The sequence below is a fragment of the Desertihabitans brevis genome (assembly GCF_003327535.1).
GTDB lineage: Bacteria > Actinomycetota > Actinomycetes > Propionibacteriales > Propionibacteriaceae > Desertihabitans > Desertihabitans brevis.
In genome coordinates this window covers 69,603-90,386 of the sequence record NZ_QOUI01000007.1, presented here as the reverse complement: position 1 = coordinate 90,386, position 20,784 = coordinate 69,603, and the positions used below count along the sequence as shown (strand labels likewise).

General features: G+C 73.0%; 21 protein-coding genes and 1 tRNA gene. 15 read left to right on the top strand and 7 right to left on the bottom strand.

The genetic code is table 11. The features are described from left to right. The first annotated feature begins 39 nt into the window (after positions 1–39). The 9 genes from DT076_RS12200 (at position 40) to DT076_RS12160 (ending at position 8,909) form a co-directional block, all read left to right on the top strand. Positions 40–552 (top strand): hypothetical protein, encoded by a 513-nt coding sequence (locus DT076_RS12200; protein WP_199539148.1) that lies wholly within the window; start codon positions 40–42, stop codon positions 550–552. A 22-nt stretch (positions 553–574) separates the two neighbouring features. Continuing rightward, on the top strand, positions 575–1,051 hold the full coding sequence (locus tag DT076_RS12195; protein ID WP_114126958.1) for a GNAT family N-acetyltransferase: 477 nt from the start codon (positions 575–577) through the stop codon (positions 1,049–1,051). Positions 1,052–1,133: 82 nt separating this feature from the next. Beyond that, on the top strand, positions 1,134–1,799 hold the full coding sequence (locus DT076_RS12190; RefSeq protein WP_114127120.1) for a HEAT repeat domain-containing protein: 666 nt from the start codon (positions 1,134–1,136) through the stop codon (positions 1,797–1,799). 5 nt (positions 1,800–1,804) lie between these two features. After that, positions 1,805–2,803: a MerR family DNA-binding transcriptional regulator gene (locus tag DT076_RS12185; protein WP_114126957.1), complete on the top strand. Its 999-nt coding sequence runs from the start codon at positions 1,805–1,807 to the stop codon at positions 2,801–2,803. A 21-nt stretch (positions 2,804–2,824) separates the two neighbouring features. Then, positions 2,825–3,328: an FABP family protein gene (locus DT076_RS12180; protein WP_114126956.1), complete on the top strand. Its 504-nt coding sequence runs from the start codon at positions 2,825–2,827 to the stop codon at positions 3,326–3,328. A gap of 26 nt (positions 3,329–3,354) precedes the next feature. Further along, entirely contained in the window at positions 3,355–4,362 is a 1,008-nt protein-coding gene (gene ygfZ, locus DT076_RS12175) for a CAF17-like 4Fe-4S cluster assembly/insertion protein YgfZ (RefSeq protein WP_114126955.1), read from the top strand. A gap of 240 nt (positions 4,363–4,602) precedes the next feature. Beyond that, positions 4,603–5,571 carry an asparaginase gene (locus DT076_RS12170; RefSeq protein ID WP_114126954.1) on the top strand — a complete coding sequence of 323 codons (969 nt, stop codon included), beginning with the start codon at positions 4,603–4,605 and terminating at the stop codon, positions 5,569–5,571. An 81-nt stretch (positions 5,572–5,652) separates the two neighbouring features. Then, a complete protein-coding gene (locus DT076_RS12165) occupies positions 5,653–6,381 on the top strand; it encodes an HAD family hydrolase (RefSeq protein WP_114127119.1) in 729 nt (242 codons plus the stop codon). Continuing rightward, positions 6,378–8,909, top strand: coding sequence for a glycoside hydrolase family 65 protein (locus DT076_RS12160; RefSeq protein ID WP_114126953.1), 2,532 nt, complete (start codon positions 6,378–6,380; stop codon positions 8,907–8,909). Before DT076_RS12165 ends, DT076_RS12160 begins: the two co-directional genes overlap by 4 nt. A gap of 34 nt (positions 8,910–8,943) precedes the next feature. Here DT076_RS12160 and DT076_RS12155 read toward each other — a convergent pair whose 3' ends face one another. Next, positions 8,944–9,495 carry a hypothetical protein gene (locus DT076_RS12155; protein WP_114126952.1) on the bottom strand — a complete coding sequence of 184 codons (552 nt, stop codon included), beginning with the start codon at positions 9,493–9,495 and terminating at the stop codon, positions 8,944–8,946. A gap of 173 nt (positions 9,496–9,668) precedes the next feature. Here DT076_RS12155 and DT076_RS12150 point away from each other — a divergent pair, with 173 nt between their 5' ends. Beyond that, complete coding sequence (locus DT076_RS12150; protein WP_233493912.1) at positions 9,669–10,124, top strand: helix-turn-helix domain-containing protein; 456 nt, start codon at positions 9,669–9,671, stop codon at positions 10,122–10,124. Between the two features lie 2 nt (positions 10,125–10,126). After that, on the top strand, positions 10,127–11,029 hold the full coding sequence (locus DT076_RS12145; RefSeq protein ID WP_114126951.1) for a hypothetical protein: 903 nt from the start codon (positions 10,127–10,129) through the stop codon (positions 11,027–11,029). Positions 11,030–11,087: 58 nt separating this feature from the next. Here the strand turns inward: DT076_RS12145 and DT076_RS12140 are convergent, their stop codons facing one another. The 6 genes from DT076_RS12140 to DT076_RS12115 all read right to left on the bottom strand — a co-directional run bounded on the left by DT076_RS12140 (position 11,088) and on the right by DT076_RS12115 (position 16,954). Then, a complete protein-coding gene (locus tag DT076_RS12140; protein ID WP_114126950.1) occupies positions 11,088–12,671 on the bottom strand; it encodes a protealysin inhibitor emfourin in 1,584 nt (527 codons plus the stop codon). An 87-nt stretch (positions 12,672–12,758) separates the two neighbouring features. Beyond that, positions 12,759–14,621 carry a translational GTPase TypA gene (gene typA, locus DT076_RS12135; protein ID WP_114126949.1) on the bottom strand — a complete coding sequence of 621 codons (1,863 nt, stop codon included), beginning with the start codon at positions 14,619–14,621 and terminating at the stop codon, positions 12,759–12,761. 237 nt (positions 14,622–14,858) lie between these two features. Further along, entirely contained in the window at positions 14,859–15,266 is a 408-nt protein-coding gene (locus DT076_RS12130; RefSeq protein WP_147264140.1) for a hypothetical protein, read from the bottom strand. A 77-nt stretch (positions 15,267–15,343) separates the two neighbouring features. Next, entirely contained in the window at positions 15,344–16,294 is a 951-nt protein-coding gene (locus DT076_RS12125; protein WP_114126947.1) for a hypothetical protein, read from the bottom strand. Between the two features lie 52 nt (positions 16,295–16,346). Beyond that, positions 16,347–16,428, bottom strand: a tRNA-Leu gene (locus tag DT076_RS12120). A 46-nt stretch (positions 16,429–16,474) separates the two neighbouring features. Then, positions 16,475–16,954: a peroxiredoxin gene (locus DT076_RS12115; RefSeq protein ID WP_114126946.1), complete on the bottom strand. Its 480-nt coding sequence runs from the start codon at positions 16,952–16,954 to the stop codon at positions 16,475–16,477. A gap of 80 nt (positions 16,955–17,034) precedes the next feature. Here DT076_RS12115 and DT076_RS12110 point away from each other — a divergent pair, with 80 nt between their 5' ends. From DT076_RS12110 to DT076_RS12095, 4 genes are all read left to right on the top strand, one after another. Continuing rightward, the gene (locus DT076_RS12110; protein WP_114126945.1) at positions 17,035–17,334 is read left to right on the top strand and encodes a DUF3618 domain-containing protein; all 300 of its coding nucleotides are present in this window, start codon (positions 17,035–17,037) and stop codon (positions 17,332–17,334) included. A gap of 140 nt (positions 17,335–17,474) precedes the next feature. Next, positions 17,475–18,803, top strand: a complete 1,329-nt coding sequence (locus DT076_RS12105) for an ABC transporter substrate-binding protein (protein WP_114126944.1) — start codon at positions 17,475–17,477, stop codon at positions 18,801–18,803. A gap of 26 nt (positions 18,804–18,829) precedes the next feature. Continuing rightward, the gene (locus DT076_RS12100) at positions 18,830–19,813 is read left to right on the top strand and encodes a carbohydrate ABC transporter permease (RefSeq protein WP_114126943.1); all 984 of its coding nucleotides are present in this window, start codon (positions 18,830–18,832) and stop codon (positions 19,811–19,813) included. A 49-nt stretch (positions 19,814–19,862) separates the two neighbouring features. Beyond that, positions 19,863–20,765, top strand: coding sequence for a carbohydrate ABC transporter permease (locus DT076_RS12095; RefSeq protein ID WP_114126942.1), 903 nt, complete (start codon positions 19,863–19,865; stop codon positions 20,763–20,765). Positions 20,766–20,784: the final 19 nt, after the last annotated feature.

Below are 20,784 nucleotides of genomic sequence, written 5' to 3'. Positions count from 1 at the left end.
CTGTACCGGGCTCGTGCGCAAGGGCGTAATGTTCATTACATGATGACGAACGAGCAAGAAGCACGGGTGCGGGGCTGGTTCGCCGGCCGCCTGCCCGAGGCGTGGCGCGGGGCCACCATCACGGTGGACCGTGAGGAGGTCACCGTCGAGGTGCCGCTGCCCGACGTGGAGCTGGCCGACGCCAGCGAGGTCGAGCGGGACGAGGCCCGGGCGGGGCGGATCAGCGCCTGGCGCGAGGAGACCCGCGAGCAGCGGATCGAGATCGCCCGCGAGGCCGAGCACCGCTACGAGCGCAAGGTGGCCTGGGCGGTGCGGATGGGGGAGCGCACCGAGCGGTTCACCCACCTGGCGGTGCCGGTGATGACCCGGTTGCGCCAGCCGCAGCGGCTGGTGCTCGACACCCTGGTCGAGGCCGGGGTGGCCCGCTCCCGGTCGGAGGCGCTGGCCTGGTGCGTCCGGCTGGTCGCCCAGCACGAGGACGAGTGGCTGCGCGAGCTGCGCTCGGCGATGACCGCGGTGGCCGACGTGCGGGACCGCGGCCCGGTGGCCTGACCGCGGGCGGCAGACTGCCGGCGTGCACCGCAGCCTGACCGTCGCGCTCACCGTCCGCTCGCTCGAGCCCGAGGACCTGCCCGACCTGCACTGGTCGGGCGGGTCGGCCCACCTGCGGGCGCTCGCGGAGGCCTGGCAGCGCACGCTCGACGGTGAGGTCGGGCTGCTCTGCCTGCAGGCCTCCAACGGCCGGCTGGTGGCGGTCGGCGCGGTCGACCTCGTCAAGGAGCCGGAGACCGGCGAGCTCTGGATGCTCTCGGTGCACGAGGCCTGGCAGTCCCTCGGCGTGGGCACGCTGCTGGTCGAGGCCCTCGAGGACGTCGCCCGCCGCGCCGGACGGGCGGCCGTCCAGCTCACCGTCGAGGACGACAACCCGCGGGCCCGGGGGCTCTACGAGCGGCTCGGCTACACCGCGGTCGGACGGCGCGAGGAGTCCTGGCCGCTGGACGACGGCAGCACCTACCGCACGATGACCACGGTGCTGCGCCGCCCGCTGTGACGCCGGAGCGGGCTCCGACGAGCCCGGTGACTTGACCTTGACACCGTGACAAGGTCTTCCCTGGGAGCAGGAGGTGGTCGAGATGACCCAGCAGGAGGGACGCGCCACACGGGTGCGGGCGGCGCTGGAGGTGCCGGACGCCACGGCGCGGCTGCAGGCGGCGATGGCCGCGGGGACGCGTCCGGAGCCCGAGGACGTCGAGGTGCTGGTCGAGCGGTCCGCGGTCGAGCCGGACTTCTTCGTCCGCGACATGCTCACCTGGGCACTGACCCGGCACCCGGCGGAGGCCACGGTCGACCGGCTGCTGGCCGAGCTCGGCTCGGTGTTCCCGCAGGCGCGCAGCCAGGCCCTGCACACGCTGTCCAAGATCGGCGACCGCCGGGCCTACCCCGCCATCACCCTCGACCTGCTGCACGACACCGAGGACGAGGTGGCCCGGACGGCCTGGCGGGCCGCGGCCACGCTGGTGCCGGAGGGGCAGGAGGCGGCGCTGGCCGAGGTGCTCATCACCCAGCTCGGCCGTGGCGACCGGAGGGTGCACCGCAGCCTGAGCCGCGCACTGGCCGCCCTGGGTGAGGCGTCGGCGCCCGTGCTGGAGCGGGCCGCCACCGATCCGGACCCCGACGTCCGCGCGCACGCGCTGGCCACCCAGCAGCTGGTGCGCGACCCCGACGTCGACTTCGACGACGCGGTCGCGGAGGCCCAGCGGGTGGTCGCGCTGCGCGGGGCGCCGCTGCAGGACGACTGAGGCCGGTGCTGATCGGGGAGGTGGCCGAGCGCTCGGGGATCAGCGCCCGGATGCTGCGCCACTACGACCGGATCGGCCTGGTCTCACCGAGCGGGCGCTCGTCCGCCGGCTACCGCCGCTACGCCGAGGACGACGTCCGCCGGCTCTTCCAGGTCGAGGCGCTGCGCGCGCTCGGGCTGACCCTGGAGGAGGTCGGTGAGGCGCTGGCCGACCTCACCTTCGACCCCGCCACGGTGGTCGACCAGCTGCTCGCCCGCACCCGGGAGCGGCTGGCCCGCGAGCAGGAGCTGTTGCGCCGGCTGGAGCGGGTGCGCGGCAGCGACCCGACCGCCTGGTCGGACGTGCTGCGCACCATCGCGCTGCTCCGCGGGCTGGACGCCGCCAGCCCGTCGGCGCGGCAGCGCTCGGTGCTGTCGCTGGCCGGGGACGACCGCCACGGCGGCGTCCTCGTCGAGGCGGTCCTGGGCGAGGACGACCCGGTGGTCGCCGGCGCCCTGCACTGGGCGCTGGCCCAGGCCGGGGAGAGCGTGGTGCCGGCGCTGGCCGACGCGCTGGGCTCACCCGAGACCGCCCGCCGGCACCGCGCGCTGGCGGCCCTCACGCGGCTCGGCTCACCGGATGCCGAGGCGGTGCTCGCCGCGGCGTCCGGGTCGGGCGACCCCGTGGTCTCCGCCCGCGGCACGTTGGCCCTCGGTCGCCGGGGTGGCGCGGAGGCAGTCGCCGGGCTGGTCGCGCTCGTCGCCGCCGGGAGCGACGACGTCGAGGCGACCGACGTGCTGCAGGCGCTGGCCGTCGAGCACGGCCTCGCCGAGGCGGTCACCCGGGCCGTGGCGGAGCGGCTCGACGACGCCGACCCGCCGGCGCGGCAGCGGCTGGCCGGCGCGCTCGGCGTGCTGCCCGGTGCCCCGGCCCGGGCCCGGCTGACCGCCCTGCGCGACGACCCGGACCCGCTGGTCGCCCGCACCGCCGCCTTCTGGCTGGCCGAGCGCCCGGACGCCCCCTGACGGCGTCCTAGACTCGCTCCCATGGCGTTCGAGATCCCTGACAACCTGCACCCCGACCTGATGGGACTGGCGTGGATGATCGGCCGGTGGGAGGGCACCGGGAAGGGCAAGTGGCCCGGTGAGGGGGAGTTCGAGTACGGCCAGCAGGTCGACTTCGCCCACAACGGCGGGCCCTACCTGCACTACCTCTCCCAGACCTTCGAGGTCGACCCCGAGGGCAAGGCGCTCAAGCCCCGCTCGATGGAGACCGGCTTCTGGCGTCCCAAGCCGAACGGCGAGGTCGAGGTGGTCATGTGCTCGCCCGAGGGCTGGTCGGAGGTGTGGGTCGGCAAGATCGAGGGGGCCAAGATCGAGCTGACCACCGACGCCGTCGTGCGCACCTCCAGCAGCACCGACTACACCGCCGGTCAGCGTCTCTACGGCAACGTCGAGCACGACCTGCTGTGGGCCTTCGACCGCGCCACCAGCGACCAGCCGCTGCAGCCCTACATGTGGGCCCGGCTGCAGCGCCAGTCCGCCGCCTGAGCGACGGCCCACACGAGGGAGCACCGATGAGCTGGAACGACACGGCCGTGCTGGCCGAGGACGGCCCCGACGCCGGGGTCGCCTGGCACCACGGCGACCCGATGCGCGAGCAGCGGGCGATGGACAGCACCGCGATGGTCGACCTCTCCCACCGCGGCGTCATCTCGGTGACCGGCCCCGACCGGCTCTCCTGGCTGCACTCGCTGACCAGCCAGCACCTGGAGCAGCTCGCGCCGGGTGTGGGCACCACGGGGCTGGTGCTGTCGCCGAACGGCCACCTCGAGCACGCCTTCTACGGCGTCGACGACGGCGAGACCTTCTGGGCCCACACCGAGCCCGGGGCCGCGCCGGCACTGGTGGGGTTCCTCGACCGGATGCGGTTCATGCTGCGGGTCGAGGTCGCCGACCGCACCGACATGCTCGCCGTGGTGTGGCAGGCCGGGCCCGCGCCCGCGGGGGAGCGGATCACCCGCGCCGGGCAGGACTCCCTGGGCGGGCACGAGTCGTTCGTGCCCCGCGACCACCTGGACCACTTCCTCAGCACCCAGCTGGACGCCGGCGCCACCCCGGCCGGCACCTGGGCCTACGAGGCCCGCCGGATCGCGGCCGGCGTGCCGCGGATCGGGTTGGACACCGACCACCGCACGATCCCCAACGAGGCCGGGCTGCTCGGCGTGGCCGTCCACCTGGACAAGGGCTGCTACCGCGGCCAGGAGACGGTGGCCCGGGTGCACAACCTCGGACGTCCGCCGCGCCGGCTGGTGCTGCTGCACCTCGACGGCAGCGTGGACACCCTGCCGGCCCGCGGCTCCGACCTCGCGCTGGCCGAGCCGTCACCGGAGGGGATCGTCCCGGGCCGCACCGTCGGCGTGGTCGGCACCTCGGCGCGCCACCACGAGCTCGGCCCGATCGCGCTCGGGCTGGTCAAGCGCAACACCGACGTCACCGCACCGCTGGTCGCCGGCGGGGTCGCCGCGTCGCAGGAGGTGCTGGTCGACCCCGAGGTCGGCCTGCACGTCCGCGCCCGCCTCTGACCGCCGCGACCGGCGTCCCCGCCGACCCGCGCCTCACCCCGCACACACCTTCGTACGCCCGCACCCATGCTGCAGCGTGTGTGCGGTCCCGCGAAGGGGTGTGAAGGGGACCGCTGCCGGCGGGGCGATGCGGGCGGCACACACCTTCGTGCGCCCGCACCCGTGTTGCAGCGTGTGTGCCGTGCCGCGAAGGGGTGTGAGGGGGGTCGGGAGGGTCGCGGGCGCCGATAGGGTCGTCCGGTGAGCAGCAGCGACGTGGCAGCGATCGAGGTCGTCCGCAACGGGTTCACCGAGTCGGTGCACCGCGCCCGGGTGGTCGTCACCGGCCCGGACGGCGCGGTCCAGCACGCGCTCGGCGACGTCGGTGCGCCGATGTTCCCGCGCAGCAGCAACAAGCCGCTGCAGGCGGTGGCGATGGTCCGCGCCGGGCTGGACGTCGAGGGCGAGCTGCTCGCGCTGGTCGCCGCCTCCCACTCCGGTGAGGGCTTCCACCGCGAGGGCGTGCGGCGCATCCTCGGCGGCTGTGGGCTGGAGGTCTCGGAGCTGCAGAACACGGTCGACCACCCCTCGGACGAGGTCGAGCGCGAGCGCTGGATCCGCGAGGGCCACCACCGCGAGGCGATCGCGATGAACTGCTCGGGCAAGCACGCCGGGATGCTGCGCACCTGCCGGCACAACGGCTGGTCGCGCAGCGACTACCTCGACCCGTCCCACCCGCTGCAGCGGCGCTGCCGCGAGACGGTGGCCGAGCTCGCCGGTGAGGAGGTGGCGGCCGACGCCGTCGACGGCTGCGGTGCGCCGCTGCACGGGATCAGCCTGGCCGGGCTGGCCCGTGCCTTCGGCCGTATCGCCGCCGCGGACGCCGGCCCCGAGCTGAAGGTCGCCGACGCCATCCGCCAGCACCCGGAGTGGACCTCGGGCACCCGCCGGGAGGAGGCCGCCATCCACCGCGCCGTCCCGGGCTCGGTGGGCAAGGCCGGCGCGGAGGCGGTGTACGCGGTCGGCCTGGCCGACGGTCGCGGGCTGGCGCTGAAGGTCGTCGACGGCGGCCCGCGCGGCGTCCCGCTGCTGATGGCCGAGCTGCTCCTCGCCCTCGGCCACGACGCCCCGGCGCTGCACCGGCTGCGCACCGTCCCCGTGCTCGGGCACGGCCGTCCGGTCGGCGAGGTCCGGGTGGTGCCCGGGCTGCTGCAGGACCTCACCCGCTGAGCGGGTCGGCCCGCGTCGCGGCGCGCCCGGCGGAGGCGGGGAGGACGGCCGACGTCCCCTAGGCTCGGAGTCGTGACGACCGTGGAGTGGAGTTCGGTCGGGGCCGCGCTGTTCGACCTCGACGGAGTGCTGACCCCGACGGCCGAGGTGCACATGCGCGCCTGGTCGCGGATGTTCAACGACTACCTGAGCGCCAAGGGCGTCGCGGAGCCCTACGCCGACGAGGACTACTTCGCCTACGTCGACGGCAAGCCCCGCTACGCCGGCGTGCGCGACTTCCTCGCCTCCCGCGGGTTCACGCTCCCCGAGGGCGATCCCACGGACGCCCCGGAGCGGGAGACCGTCTGCGGGCTCGGCAACCGCAAGAACGACGCCTTCGCCGCCGTGCTGGCCGAGGAGGGTGTGCAGCCCTACCCGGGGTCGGTGGCGCTGCTCGACCACCTGGCCGGCACCGACGTCCGGGTCGCGGTGGTGTCGTCCTCGCGCAACGCCGTCCCGGTGCTGGAGCGCGCCGGGCTGCGCACCCGCTTCGACGTCGTCGTGGACGGTGTGGTCGCCGCCCGCGACCAGCTGCCGGGCAAGCCGCGTCCGGACACCTTCGTGCGGGCCGCCGAGCTGCTCGGTGTGCCGGTCTCCGCCGCGGTGGTCCTCGAGGACGCGCTGTCGGGCGTCGAGGCCGGCCGGGCCGGCGGCTTCCGCCACGTCGTCGGGGTGGACCGCGGCGCGGGTCGGGACGCCCTCACCGCCGCCGGCGCCGACGTCGTCGTCGACGACCTCGCCCAGCTCGTCCCCGCGGAGGCGACCCGGTGACCGCGACGAGCGACGCCACCAACCACAGCTCGCGGGTCCGCCCCGACCCGGTCGACCCGCTGGACCGGCACCGCTTCCCGGTTGACGAGTGGCGGCTGGTCGAGACGGCGTACTCCGCCGAGGACCTCGGCGTCACCGAGACGCTGTTCGCCGTCGGCAACGGCTACCTCGGGATGCGCGGCTGCCCGGAGGAGGGCCGCGACACCCACAGCCACGGCACCTTCGTCAACGGCTTCCACGAGACCTACCCGATCCACCACGCCGAGGAGGCCTACGGGCTGGCCCGGGTCGGGCAGACCATCGTCAACGCCCCGGACACCGCGCTGATCAAGCTCTACGTCGACGACGAGCCGATCCTGCTCTCGGTGGCCGACCTGGAGAGCTACGAGCGCAGCCTCGACTTCGCCGACGGCATGCTGCGCCGCGAGCTGATGTGGTGCACCCCCTCGGGCAAGCGGGTGCAGATGACCAGCACCCGCTGCGTCTCCTTCGCCGAGCGCCACCTGGCGGTGATGACGATGGAGATCACCGTGCTCGACTCCGACGCGCCGGTGGTGCTCTCCAGCCAGATCCTCAACCGCCAGGACGGCCAGGACGAGTACCACGTGCAGGCCGCCGCGATGGGGGAGGGCTTCGACCCCCGCCGCAGCCGCACCTTCGACCGGCGGGTGCTGCTGCCGCAGTACCACTACGCCGAGAAGGGCCGGCTGATGCTGGGCTACCGGTGCGCGGAGTCGCGGATGACGATCGCCGTGGGCGCCCACCACGTGCTCGACACCGCCAACGAGTTCACCGACCGCTACTTCGCCGACGACGACTCCGCCAAGGTCGTCTACCGGGTGAACGCCCGCGCCGGCCAGCCGATCCGGCTGGTCAAGTACGCCGCCTACCACACCTCCCGCGGTGTCCCGGTGCGTGAGCTGACCGACCGGGTCCGGCGCACCCTCGACCGGGCCACCGAGCACGGGCTGATGAAGATCTGGAAGGACCACCGCGACGCCCTGACGCGCTTCTGGGAGGACTCCGACGTGGTGGTCGAGGGCCAGCCGGAGCTGCAGCAGGCGATCCGCTGGAACCTCTTCCAGCTGGCGCAGGCCTCGATGCGCGCGGAGGGCTCGGGCATCCCGGCCAAGGGCGTCACCGCGCTGGGCTACAGCGGGCACTACTTCTGGGACACCGAGGTGTACGTGCTGCCGTTCCTCACCTACACCAACCCGCGGCTGGCCCGGAACGCGCTGCGGTTCCGCCACCTGATGCTGCCCGCGGCCCGCAAGCGGGCAGCCGAGGTGGCCCAGCGCGGGGCGCTGTTCCCGTGGCGGACGATCAACGGCGAGGAGGCCTCGGCCTACTACGCCGCCGGCACCGCGCAGTACCACATCGACGCCGACATCTCCTACGCCGTCAGCCGCTACCTGCACGCCACCGGCGACGTCGCCTTCCAGCTCAACCAGGGCGCGGAGATCCTCGTCGAGACCGCCCGGATGTGGGCCGACCTGGGGTTCTGGCGCAGCAACGGTGACCGCTCGTTCCACATCGACTCCGTGACCGGGCCCGACGAGTACACCACGGTCGTCAACGACAACCTCTTCACCAACGTGATGGCCCGGTTCAACCTGCGCAAGGCGGCAGAGTACGTCCGCACCATGCAGCAGTTCTGGCCCAAGGAGTACGCCCGGCTGGTGTCGCGGCTGCGGTTGGGCGAGGACGAGGTGGCCACCTGGGAGGACTGCGCCCAGGGGATGTCGATCCCCTTCGACGAGGGGATGGGCATCCACCCCCAGGACATGCACTTCCTGGAGCGGGAGGTGTGGGACCTGGAGCGGACGCCCACGGAGAACTTCCCGCTGCTCCTGCACTACCACCCGCTGGTGATCTACCGGTTCCAGGTGATCAAGCAGGCCGACGTGGTGCTGGCGATGTTCCTGCAGGGTTCGCAGTTCACCAGCGAGCAGAAGCGGGCCAACTTCGAGTACTACGACCCGATCACCACCGGTGACTCCACCCTGTCGGCGGTGGTGCAGTCGATCATCGCCGCCGAGGTCGGCCACCAGGAGCTGGCGCTCAGCTACTTCTACGCGGGCCTGTTCGTCGACCTGGCCGACCGGCACCGCAACACCGCCGACGGCGTGCACGTGGCGTCGGCCGGCGGGGTGTGGAGCGCGCTGGTGTTCGGTTTCGCCGGGATGCGCGACGACAACGGGCTGGTCACCTTCGACCCGCGGCTGCCGCGGACCTGGAACCGGCTGACCTTCCGGATCCGGGTCGGCGGCACCCGGGTGCGGGTGGAGCTGACCGCCGACGCGCTGTCGTTCGCGGTCGAGGAGGGCGGCGAGGCCTCGTTCGTGGTCCGCGGCACGCGGGTCGACGTCGGCCCGGACGCCCCGGCGACGGTGGCGCTGGCCGACCAGGGGCCGCGGCTGCCGCGGTTCAGCCTGCACCCGCAGATGGTGGGCAGCCAGCGCGAGGACGGGACCCGGATCAACGCCGCCGTCCCGCGCGCCTTCGACCTCGAGCAGTTCGAGGACTGAGCGCGCCGCGGGCGCTCGGGCGGCCGCGGTCGGCTCAGCCGCGCTGCGGGAAGGCGCGGGCCGCGTTGCGCCCGAGCGCGGCGGTCAGACCGGCGTCGGCCGCCCCGTTGGCCAGCCCGCCGACCACCGGCACCGCCCGCAGCACGGTGCTGGCCAGCTTCACCCCCGAGCGCTTGCCGAGCTCGCCCAGCAGCCGCTGCGGACCGCCGCCGCCGAGGACGAGCGTGCTGATGAGGTCGAGGGTGGCCGGGTCGGACAGGTCGTGACCGCGGACGTGCGCGATGCCGCCCACCATCCGCGCGTTGACCACCAGGGAACCCGCCACGTTGGCCGGCAGCGCGACCGGGAGGGTGAGCAGCCCACCCACCCCGGTGAGGAAGCCGGTGGACGCGGCGGCCACCGTGGACTGCTGGACCAGGCGGTCGACGGCGGCCCCGACGTCCCCGCCGACGCGTTCCAGGACGTCCTGGGCCCACGGGCGTGACGGCGTCACCGGTCCGATGCCGTCCCGGACGGCGCGGCGCACCAGGTCAGCCATGACCCCGGTGACGGGGTCGTTGCTGCCGGTGGTGGTGTGCTGGGTCATGGGTCCTCCTGCTCGGGTGCGGGTCCGTCCCGGACGCTAACCCGGCTGCCGGGGCCCCACAACGGACCGCGGTCGGGGGCGGATGGGCCCACGGTGGTACCCGGCGACGGTCACCGGCCCGCCGCCCCCCGGGGGTGCTTGCTTCTGCTAGCATCAGCAAGCACACTGGGGAGGTGGCGACCCGGAACGGACGCCGGCGGCTGACCCAGCCGCTGGGTGACCAGATCAGCACGGTGGGTGAGTTCATCGCCGCCCAGCGCCGCCAGGCCGGGGTCTCGCTGCGCCAGCTGGCCGACAGCGCCGGGGTGTCCAACCCCTACCTCAGCCAGATCGAGCGCGGGCTGCGCCGGCCCTCGGCGGAGGTGCTGCAGCAGCTGGCCTCCGCGCTGCGGGTGTCGGCGGAGACGCTGTACGTGCGGGCCGGGCTGCTCGACCCCGACGAGCACGTCATGCCTCCCGGTGCAGTCGTCACCGTCCCGCGGGCGATCGTGGCCGACACCCGCCTGACCGGGCGTCAGAAGCAGGTCCTGCTCGACGTCTACGACGCCTTCGTCGACGCCGCACCGGGGAAGAGCCCCTCGTCGGAGGAGCCGCCCGTCCACCCGTCCACCCGCACCGACCAGGAGTGACCATGGCAGAGCAGAAGAAGGACCCGAACGAGCTCAACACCGACCGGGTGGTCGAGGCCGCCACCAACACCCTGTACGCCGCGCTCGGCGCCGCCGACTACCTCGTCGCCAAGGCGACCGAGCGCTACGAGGCGGCCGTGGAGGAGGCGAAGGCGCGGCGGGAGCGGCGCGAGGCCCAGGCCGCCGAGATGCGCCGGCGGGTGGTGGGGCTGCCCGAGCAGGCCCGCACCCTGCCCGACCAGGCCAAGCACTTCCCCGACGAGGCCCGGGCCCAGCTGGAGAAGTGGCTGGCCGAGGCCGGCGAGGTCTACGAGGAGCTGCAGAAGCGCGGCAAGGCCGCCTTCACCAAGGGCCGCGGGCAAGCCGAGGACGTGGCCGAGCAGGCCCGCGAGGCCGGGGAGAAGGTGGCCGAGACCACCGAGCCGGTCCGCACCGGGGCGCAGGAGACGGCCGAGCGCGCCAGCCGGCTGGCCGAGGACGGCGAGCCGAAGCCGCGCCGCTCGACCGCCAGGACCACCACCACCCCGCGGGCCCGCAAGAGCTCGGCCAGCCGCCCGCCCGCCTCGCCGACCACCAGCAGCGCGGCCGCGCCCACCCCGCCGGCCGCGTCCCGGACCGGCGGGACGAAGAAGACGGCGGCGAAGAAGTCGGCGTCCACGTCGGCCTCCCGCCCGACCTCCACCGGCACCGGTTCGCCGGGCGACCGCCTTGCCGGCACCCGGAAGAGCGCGGCGAAGAAGACGACGACCGCTGCCAAGAAGGCCCCCAGCGCCCGCGCGGCCACCACGGGGCCGGCGGCTGCGTCGCGCCCCTCCGACGAGGCGGGCACGTCGAACACCGCCCCGTCCTCGGCACCCGCGACCGACACCAGCCCCGGCAGCACCGGAGCGGGCACCGAGTCCTGACCCGCCTCCCGCACGTCCTCAGCGCCCTCCCGGCCCCGGCCGAGAGGGCACTGGCGTCTCAGCTGCCGCGCTGGATGGTCCGGTGTACCAGCCCGCGGACCGGCTCGGGCAGCTCGCGCTCGCTGAAGGTCACGTCGACCTCCACCCGCACCGCGACCAGCCGGTAGACGAACGCGTCGGGCTGCGGCTCGGGCTCGGGCAGTGCGGTCCAGAAGCTGCGCTCGCCCAGCAGCAGCCGCCACTCCTCGGAGTCGGGCGGGTCGAGCTCGTCGGGCACGAAGGTGGCCCGACGGGTCGAGCCGGTCAGACCGCCGGAGCGGATCAGCTCCACCGGCCCGGCACCCGGGTCGGGCGCGGCACCCGGGTCGGGCGCGGCCCGGCCGGCGTCCCCGGCATCGGGGGCCGGCGGGCCGGTCGGGATCGGCGGCGGCTCCGGCGGCTGCACCGGCTCACCCGGCTCGGGGTCGGGAGCCGGCACCGGCTCCGACGGCCCCGGCGGGAACGGCTCGGTCGGGGTGGGGTCGGGCGCGGGCACCGGCTCGCTCGGGTCCGGACCCAGCGGCACCGGTCGGCGCGGCTCCTCGTCCGCGGTGCTGGTGACGCCGACCTCCTGCCAGGCCCGCTCGACGGCCGTGGCCTCGGTCGAGCCCGCGCCGAAGCGGGCGACCGCGGCCCGCCGGGTCAGGTCGGCGAAGGTGGCGAAGTCGCAGTCGGCGGCCAGCTCGCCGCCGGTGAGCACGTCGTACCAGATCTGGCCCGCCGCCTCCCAGGCGTTCCCGCCGATCGCGGTGGCCGCCAGGTGGAAGGCCCGGTTGGGGATGCCGGAGTTGATGTGCACCCCGCCGTTGTCGTCGGTGGTCTCGACGTAGTCGGCCATCGTCCCTGGCTGGGGATCCTGGCCGAGCACGTCGTCGTCGTAGGCCGTGCCGGGGGCGGCCATCGAGCGCAGCGCCACCCCCTGCACCTGGTCGGTGAACAGCTCGGCGCCGATCAGCCAGTCGGCCTGCTCGGCGCTGTGGCCCAGCACCCGCTGGCGCACCAGCGCCCCGAACACGTCGGCGATGCTCTCGTTCAACGCCCCCGACTGCCCCCGGTAGACCAGCCCGGCGGTGTGGTCGATGACGCCGTGGGTGAGCTCATGGCCGATGACGTCCACGGCGAGGGTGAACCGCTGGAACACCTCGCCGTCGCCGTCGCCGAAGACCATCTGGGTGCCGTCCCAGAAGGCGTTGTCGTAGTCCCGGTCGTAGTGCACGGTGCCCAGCAGCGGCAGCCCGGCACCGTCGAGGCTGTCGCGGCCGAAGGCGTCCCAGAACAGCTGCCAGGTCGCCCCGAACCCGTCGTAGGCCTCGTCCACGGCCGGGTCGCCGGTGGCCGGCGCCCCCTCCTCCCGGGCCACCCGGCCGGGCAGCGAGGTGCCGTTCTCCGCGTCGTGCACGGTGCGCCGGGGCGCCGGCTCGGCGTCGGCGCGGCGCGGGGCGGCGGTCGGGCGGGCGCCGGTGCGCGGGCGGGCGCGGAAGGTCTCGTCGGCCCGCAGGGTGCGCTGGGCCACCTCGGCCACGTGGGCCGACGGGTGCTCGGTCAGCCGCTGGATCAGGTAGGGCGGGACGATCCCGACGCGGCGGGACGGGCTGACGGTCATGGGTGCCTCCTCCTCGGTGCTGCACCCATCAAAGCGCGCCGCTCCGACAGCCTCGCCGGCGGCGTCCCGCACCGCCGGCGTCCGGCCTCAGCCCCGCTTGGCGCGGTTGCGGCTCTTGGCCCGGTCTCCTGCCGACAGCTCGACCTTGCGGATCCGGACGGCCTCGGGGGTGATCTCGAGGCACTCGTCCTCGCGGCAGAACTCCAGCGCCTGCTCCATGTTGAGCAGCTTCGCCGGGATCAGCCGCTCCAGCTCGTCCCCGGTGGAGGAGCGCACGTTGGTGAGCTTCTTCTCCTTGGTGGGGTTGACGTCCATGTCGTCGGCGCGGGCGTTCTCGCCGACGATCATCCCCTCGTAGACGTCGGCGCCGGGGGAGACGAACATGGTGCCCCGCTCCTGCAGGTTGAACAGCGCGAACGCCGTCACGGTGCCGCTGCGGTCGGCCACCAGCGAGCCGGTCGGGCGGGTGCGCAGCTCGCCGAACCACGGCTCGTAGGAGTCGAACACGTGGTGCATCAGACCGGTGCCGCGGGTCTCGGTGAGGAACTCGGTGCGGAACCCGATCAGCCCGCGGGCCGGCACGACGTACTCCACCCGCACCCAGCCGGTGCCGTGGTTGACCATCTGCTCCAGCCGGCCGCGGCGCAGCCCCATCAGCTGGGTGACCACGCCGATGAAGTCCTCCGGGACGTCGATGGTCAGCCGCTCGACCGGCTCGTGCAGCTTGCCGTCGATGGTGCGGGTGACCACCTGCGGCTTGCCGACGGTCAGCTCGAAGCCCTCCCGGCGCATCATCTCCACCAGCACGGCCAGCTGCAGCTCACCACGTCCCTGCACCTCCCAGGTGTCGGGGCGCTCGGTCGGCAGCACCCGGATCGAGACGTTGCCGATCAGCTCGGCGTCCAGCCGCGCCTTCACCAGCCGGGCGGTCAGCTGCTTGCCCGACTTGCCGGCCAGCGGGGAGGTGTTGATGCCGATGGTCATCGAGATCGACGGCTCGTCGACGGTGATGAGCGGCAGCGGACGCGGGTCCTCCGGGTCGGCGATGGTCTCGCCGATGGTGATGTCGGGGATGCCGGCGATCGCGACGATGTCACCGGGGCCGGCGGAGTCGGCCGGCACCCGCTCCAGCGCCTGGGTCTTCAGCAGCTCCGACAGCTTGACGTTGCTGATGGTGCCGTCGGCCTTGCACCACGCGACGGTCTGGCCGCGCTCGATCCGCCCGGCCACCACCCGCAGCAGCGCCAGCCGGCCCAGGTAGGGGGAGGCGTCGAGGTTGGTGACGTGGGCCTGCAGCGGCGCGCCCTCCTCGTAGGACGGCGCGGGGATGGTGTCGAGGATGGTGGCGAAGAACGGCTCGAGGTTGTCGGAGTCCGGCATCTCGCCGTCGGCGGGTGCGGTGAGCGAGGCCCGTCCGGCCTTGGCCGAGGCGTAGACCACCGGGAAGTCGAGGACATCGGTCTGGGAGTCGTCGACGAGGTCCATGAACAGCTCGTAGGTCTCCTCGACGACCTCGGCGATCCGGGCGTCGGAGCGGTCGACCTTGTTGACGCAGACGATGATCGGCAGCTTCTTCGCCAGCGCCTTGCGCAGCACGAAGCGGGTCTGGGGGAGCGGGCCCTCCGAGGCGTCCACCAGCAGCACCACGCCGTCGACCATCTCCAGCCCGCGCTCCACCTCGCCGCCGAAGTCGGCGTGGCCGGGGGTGTCGATGATGTTGATGGTGACGTCGTGGCCGTCCGGCGTGCGGTGGGCGACCGCGGTGTTCTTGGCGAGGATGGTGATGCCCTTCTCCCGCTCCAGCGCGTTGGAGTCCATCACCCGGTCGTCGACGGCCTGGTTCTCGCGGAAGGCGCCGGACTGCCACAGCATCGCGTCCACCAGCGTGGTCTTGCCGTGGTCGACGTGGGCGACGATCGCGACGTTGCGCAGATCCTGGCGTGTGGGCATGCGGGCACTCTCCGGACGTGGTGGGGACGGGCTGGCCGGCGGCGCGCAGCCCGGAGGAGTCTAGCCGAGCGGGCCAGGACGGGCCGCCCTGCGAAGCCCGGGGCTGTGCCGGGCCACCGGGATCCTGCGCCGGGGTGGCCCGGGCGCCCGACGGTGCCCGCGGCGCCACGCGGTCGGGCTCGGCACGGGGCGGGACCCAGGCGCAGTATCCCGGTGGTCGCAGCGGCGGGTGTGGCCTCAGCGGCAGGAGCAGGGGGCCGACGGCTGGCCCGGCGCCACGGCGTGCACCGTGAGCACCAGCAGCAGCAGGGCGAGCAGCGCTGGCAACAGGGCCGCGGGCGTCCGGGCGCGGACGGCGTCCAGGCCGGTGACGACGAGGACGGCCACCGCGGCCACGACCAGCCCCGACGGCTGGTCGAGGGCGACCGCACCGACCACCGCGACCACCAGGAAGACGCCGAGGGCGAGCATGGCGAGCACCTTGCGCCGGACCACGGCGGCCGAGGCGGTGCGGGGCAGCTCGCGGTGCTGGCGGCGCCCCCAGGTGTCGACCCGCCCGGCGGCCAGGTGCACGGTGTTGCTGACGGCCTCGACCAGCCCCAGCACGAGCAGCACCACCACGGTGACCAGCAACCCGTCCCTCACCGCAGCACCGCCTCCGTGGTCGCCATCGCGACCAGTGTGGCCCAGCTCGGGGCCGCGACCCGCGGACCGGCGCCCGCTCAGCCCGGCAGCGGCAGCAGCTCGTCGAGATCGGCGTCGAGCGGGGCGGAGGAGCTGGGACGCCCGTCGCTGCGCCAGCTGCCCAGGTACTCCCGGCGGCCCTCGAACCGGAGCAGGGTGAGGTCGAAGGTGATGAGCCCGGTCGCCTCCACCTCCGTGGCCGTCAGCCCCGCCGCCGCCAGCATGGGCTCGACCACCGGCAGCACCTCCTCCGCGCGGACCTCCGCCGGCGGGCGGTCGTCCGCGAGCCGCAGCGCCAGCTCGAGCTGACGGAGGTCGGGCAGCCGGCTGGACGACCAGGAGGCCTGCCGGAGCGGTGCCGGCAGCGGCTCTGTGGAGTCGACCAGCCGCCGCCAATGGCGGACGTCGTCGGGCTCGGGGACGGGCACGGTGCAGCGCTGCCACGCCTCCGGGTCCTCCAGCACCCACCGGTCGAAGGAGGTGGTGGCCAGCCCGACGCACCGTTCGAGGTCGGCGGCGACGTCGGCGCTGCGGACCTGACAGGTCGCGCGCTCCACCGGGGCACCGGGCGTCCCGGTGGTGCTGAGGAAGACCGATCCCTCTACTGCGTCGCCGACGGTGAACCAGTCCGCCAGCAGCGCGGCGGCGGGCGGGCTCGTGGTGCTGGTGACCAGCCGCTCGGGGCTGTCCCGGACGCGTCGCACCTGCAGCTCACCGCTCCAGCCGTCGGCGTCGCAGAGCCGGCACACCTCGGCCACCGCCGTGTGCGCCCCGGCCGCGGACAGGCCGTCGGCCAGCAGCAGCGAGACCTGGGCGGCTGAGGCGAAGCCGACCCGGTCGGTGATCGCGACCTCCGCGACACCGGGCACGGCGCGGCACCGGTCGGCGAGCTCGCGGGTGCTCCGGGAGGAGCACCCGACGACCCCGCCCAGGCCGACGGCGGTCAGGATCAGGGCCGTGCGGCGGGTGAGCTGGAGGCGGGTCTGCACCAGCCGAGCGTGGCACGCCGGGCGGTCAGCCGGGAGGCCCTGGCGGGCGGGGTGCCGGAGAAGGGACTCGAACCCTCACGCCCAGGGGCACAGGAACCTAAATCCTGCGTGTCTGCCAGTTCCACCACTCCGGCGGGAGTGCCGTCGTCAGTCTAGGGGTGACGCTCGCTCCGGGCCGGGTCAGACGCCGAGGTCGCGCAGCAGCCGCTCGACGTGGCCCTTGGCCCGCACGTTGTAGCGGGCCTCGACCACGGTGCCGACGCCCTCGTCGTCGACGTCGACCACGAAGGTGGAGCGGATGACGCCCTGGACGTCCTTGCCGTAGAGCATCTTCGAGCCGTAGGCGCCCCACCCCTTGAGCGTCTCCAGGCCCGGGTCGGAGAGCAGCGGGAAGCTGATCCCCTCCTGCTCGGCGAAACGGGCGAGCTTGCCCGGCTCGTCCGGGGAGATCCCGAGCACGCTGACGCCCGCCCCGGTGAGGGAGTCGGTGGCGGCGGTGAAGTCGATCGCCTGGGTGGTGCAGCCTGGGGTCATCGCGGCTGGGTAGAAGTAGACGATGACACGCTGACCGGTGAAGTCGGCCAGTGAGACCTGTCGACCGCCGGCGTCGCTCAAGGTGAAGGCGGGGGCGGTGTCGCCGGGGGCGAGCTGGCTCGTCATGGCGGTCACCCTACTTCCCGCCCGACCCCGGCGCAGCCGCACCACTAGGCTGACCACCGCAGCCGATCGAAGGAGTGAGCATGGCCAAGGAGAAGCAGCCCAGGATCACGATCGACGAGGCCAGGGCCCAGGTCGCGGCTGCTCGCGCCCGGGTGGCCGAGGACGTCCGGGAGCTGGTCGACGACGTGCACCCCAAGCGGGTGGTGCAGCGCTCGGTCGACGAGGCCAAGGCGCAGGCTCGTGCCGAACTCGACCAGGCCGCCTCCCACGTCAAGGACGAGCACGGCTGGCGGTGGGACCGGATCGCGCTGATCGGCGGGGCCGTGGCCGGCGTCGTCACCTTCGTGCTGGTGCTGCGCAGGCTGACCCGCCGACGCTGAGAGCCACCCCAGAAGCGGTGAAGGATCGATCACGATGTCGTCACGGACGTGATTGGTGTGATCGGAAGTTGGTAGAAGAGAAGGTGCAGGTGTCCAGTGTCCTCCCAGTCGAGGGCTGGCTCGTCCAGAAGGAGCGATCAATGGCGGATCTGAGGAAGAGCGGACTGGCAGTGGGGGCGGCGGTGCTCAGCGCGGCGCTGCTCTCCGGGTGCCTGCAGAGCGAGGAGGGCGGTGGCGGCGGCGGCGCGCCGGAGGACACCGCCGAGGGCGACGGCCAGATCCAGATCCTCGGATCCTTCCCCGCCCCGGAGTCCGACGGGTTCGAGGCGGCGCTGGCCGACTTCGAGGCCCAGTCCGGGATCGAGGTGACCTACGTGCCCTCGACCGACTTCACCACCGAGATCCGCACCCGGGTGCAGGGCGGCAACCCGCCCGACATCGCGCTCTTCCCCCAGCCCGGTCTGGTCAACGAGCTCGGGGAGTCCGGTGATCTCCTGCCACTGAACGACCTGGTCGACGTGGGCTCGATCGAGCAGACACTGATCCCGGGGTTCCTCGACGCCGTCACCGCCGAGAACGGCGATGTCTACGCCGCCCCGATGCGGATGGCCGTCAAGAGCATCACCTGGTACCCGACCCCGGCGTTCGAGGAGGCGGGCTACACCGCCCCCACCACCTGGAGCGAGATGGTCGACCTCACCGCGCAGATGCGCGAGGACGGCAACACGCCGTGGTGCATCGGTGCCGAGGCCGGTGCCGACACCGGCTGGGTGCTGACGGACTGGGTCGAGGAGATGGTGCTGCGCACCGCCGGCCCGGAGGTCTACGACCAGTGGACGAGCCACGAGATCCCCTTCAACGACCCGCAGATCATCGCGGCCGCCCAGCGCTTCGCCGACGACATCGCCTTCACCGAGGGCAACGTTGCCGGCGGCCGGCAGGCCATCCTCACCACCCCGTTCGACGTCTCGCCCAACGGCATGTTCGACGAGCCGCCCACCTGCTACCTGCACCGGCAGGGCAGCTTCGTCACCTCCTTCTTCCCCGACGAGGTCCAGTCCGACCTCGCCGCCAACGTCGGTACCTTCGTCTTCCCGCCGATCGAGGACGGCTACGACGGCACCCCGATCCTCGGCAGCGGTGACATGGCCGCGGCCTTCGTCAACGACAGCGACGTGGTGGAGCTGATGGAGTTCATGAGCTCGGCCGAGTTCGGCGGGCCCTGGGCCGAGGCCGGTGGCTGGCTCTCGCCGCACGCCACCTTCGACAACAGCCTGTACGCCGACGACAGCACCCGCGAGATCGCCGCGCTGGCGCAGGAGGGCGACGTCTTCCGCTTCGACGGCTCGGACCTGATGCCGGCCGAGGTCGGTGCCGGCACCTTCTGGGACGAGACGGTGGCCTGGGTCGGCGGTGAGAAGGACCTCGAGGCGGCCTTCACCGCGATCGAGGAGAGCTGGCCGGAGTAGTCGGCTGCGTCGGGTAGGAGGATCCGATGGGGATCAAGCTCCTGGGCGCGGTCATCGCGATCATCGCCGGGGTGGGCGGCATCACGCTGCTCTACTTCCTGCTGAACGCCCTGGTCGAGCGGTTGCCCGGTCCGTGGGAGAACAGGATCAAGCCCTACATCTTCATCGCCCCGGCGGTGCTGGTGGTCGGCTTGTTCCTGGTCTACCCGGCCGTGCAGACCGTGGTTTACAGCTTCGCCAACGACGAGAGCACCCGGTTCATCGGGTTCGGCAACTACGTCGACCTGTTCGGTGACGCCGGGTTCCGCTCGGCGCTGCTGAACAACGTGCTGTGGATCGTCATCGTCCCCACCCTCAGCGTGGTGGTGGGGCTGGTGGTGGCGATCTTCGCCGACCGGCTCGGTCCGCGGGCGGAGAGCTTCAGCAAGTCGCTGATCTTCCTGCCGATGGCGATCAGCTTCGTCGGTGCCGGGACGATCTGGGACTTCGTCTACGACGCCAACCTCACCGGGTCCCAGCAGATCGGTCTGCTCAACGCCGTCGTCACCGCCTTCGGCGGCGAGCCCGTGGTCTGGCTGCAGCAGAGCCAGTTCTCGATCAACGACTTCCTGCTGATGAACATCATGGTGTGGCTGCAGGCCGGCTTCGCCATGGTGCTGCTCTCGGCGGCGATCAAGAACGTGCCCGACGACACCATCGAGGCAGCGCGGATCGACGGCGCCAACGAGGTGAAGATCTTCTTCCAGGTGGTCGTGCCGCAGATCTGGCCGACCATGATCGTGGTCTTCACGACCATCCTCATCCTGGTGATGAAGATCTTCGACATCGTCTACGTGCTGACCAACGGCCGCTCCGACACCGAGGTCATCGCCAACCTGTTCTTCAAGCAGCTGTTCGAGTTCGGCAACAACGGCACGGCCGCCGCCGTCGTCGTGGTGCTGATGCTCGCGGTCATCCCGCTGATGATCTACCAGGTGCGTCAGTTCCGGCTCGAGGAGCAGGGACGGTGACGCGCCGGCAGGTGCCCGACCGCCGGTGGACGAGCAGGGGAGGACCAGCATGACCGTCACGGCAGCGGCGTCGTCGGAGCGCACCGACACGACCTCGGCGATGGGCAGCGGCCAGCGGGCCAGGCGCCCGTGGGTGGCGGCCCTGGTGCTCGCCGTGGTCTGCCTGCTCTGGAGCATCCCCACCCTGGGGGTGCTGATCTCCTCGTTCCGGCAGGAGCAGGACGTCAAGTCCACGGGGTGGTGGACGGTCTTCACCGACCCGCTCGGGCAGAGCTTCACCCTCGAGAACTACGCCCAGGTGCTGAGCCAGGGCATGGCCAACGCCTTCGTCAACAGCATCGCGGTGGCGGTGCCCGCGACCGTGATCCCGATCATGATCGCCGCGTTCGCCGCCTACGCGTTCACGTTCATGCGGTTCCCGTTGCGCAACCTGCTGTTCATGGTCGTGGTCGGGCTGCTCGTGGTGCCGCTGCAGGTCGCCTTCGTCCCACTGCTGCAGATCTTCGTCGACTACGACCTCAACGGCACGTTCCTGGCGATGTGGCTGGCGCACACCGGATTCGGGATGCCGCTGGCCATCTACATCCTGCGCAACTACATGAGCTCGTTGCCGAAGGAGATCATCGAGTCCTCCGCGATCGACGGCGCCTCGCACTTCCAGACGTTCTGGCGGCTGATCCTGCCGATGTCGGTGCCGGCGCTGGCGGCCTTCGGCATCTTCCAGTTCCTCTGGGTGTGGAACGACCTGCTGGTGGCGCTGATCTTCCTGCGCAGCGAGCCGGACAACTCGGTGGTCACCATCCAGCTGCAGACGCTCCTGGGGGAGTTCGGCACCGAGTGGCACCTGCTGACCGCCGGCGCGTTCACCACCATGGTGCTGCCGCTGATCGTCTTCTTCTCGCTGCAGCGGTTCTTCGTCCGCGGTCTCACCGCCGGTTCGGTCAAGGGCTGAGCCGGTCGACGTCTGGCCG

Excerpts from the sequence above, each read along its gene's own strand:
- DT076_RS12200 (WP_199539148.1), top strand. The coding sequence starts at position 40 with ATGATGACGAACGAGCAAGAAGCACGGGTGCGGGGCTGGTTCGCCGGC.
- DT076_RS12190 (WP_114127120.1), top strand. The coding sequence starts at position 1,134 with ATGACCCAGCAGGAGGGACGCGCCACACGGGTGCGGGCGGCGCTGGAG.
- DT076_RS12180 (WP_114126956.1), top strand. The coding sequence starts at position 2,825 with ATGGCGTTCGAGATCCCTGACAACCTGCACCCCGACCTGATGGGACTG.
- ygfZ (WP_114126955.1), top strand. The coding sequence starts at position 3,355 with ATGAGCTGGAACGACACGGCCGTGCTGGCCGAGGACGGCCCCGACGCC.
- DT076_RS12155 (WP_114126952.1), bottom strand. The coding sequence starts at position 9,495 with ATGACCCAGCACACCACCACCGGCAGCAACGACCCCGTCACCGGGGTC.
- DT076_RS12145 (WP_114126951.1), top strand. The coding sequence starts at position 10,127 with ATGGCAGAGCAGAAGAAGGACCCGAACGAGCTCAACACCGACCGGGTG.
- DT076_RS12140 (WP_114126950.1), bottom strand. The coding sequence starts at position 12,671 with ATGACCGTCAGCCCGTCCCGCCGCGTCGGGATCGTCCCGCCCTACCTG.
- typA (WP_114126949.1), bottom strand. The coding sequence starts at position 14,621 with ATGCCCACACGCCAGGATCTGCGCAACGTCGCGATCGTCGCCCACGTC.
- DT076_RS12115 (WP_114126946.1), bottom strand. The coding sequence starts at position 16,954 with ATGACGAGCCAGCTCGCCCCCGGCGACACCGCCCCCGCCTTCACCTTG.
- DT076_RS12110 (WP_114126945.1), top strand. The coding sequence starts at position 17,035 with ATGGCCAAGGAGAAGCAGCCCAGGATCACGATCGACGAGGCCAGGGCC.
- DT076_RS12105 (WP_114126944.1), top strand. The coding sequence starts at position 17,475 with ATGGCGGATCTGAGGAAGAGCGGACTGGCAGTGGGGGCGGCGGTGCTC.
- DT076_RS12100 (WP_114126943.1), top strand. The coding sequence starts at position 18,830 with ATGGGGATCAAGCTCCTGGGCGCGGTCATCGCGATCATCGCCGGGGTG.
- DT076_RS12095 (WP_114126942.1), top strand. The coding sequence starts at position 19,863 with ATGACCGTCACGGCAGCGGCGTCGTCGGAGCGCACCGACACGACCTCG.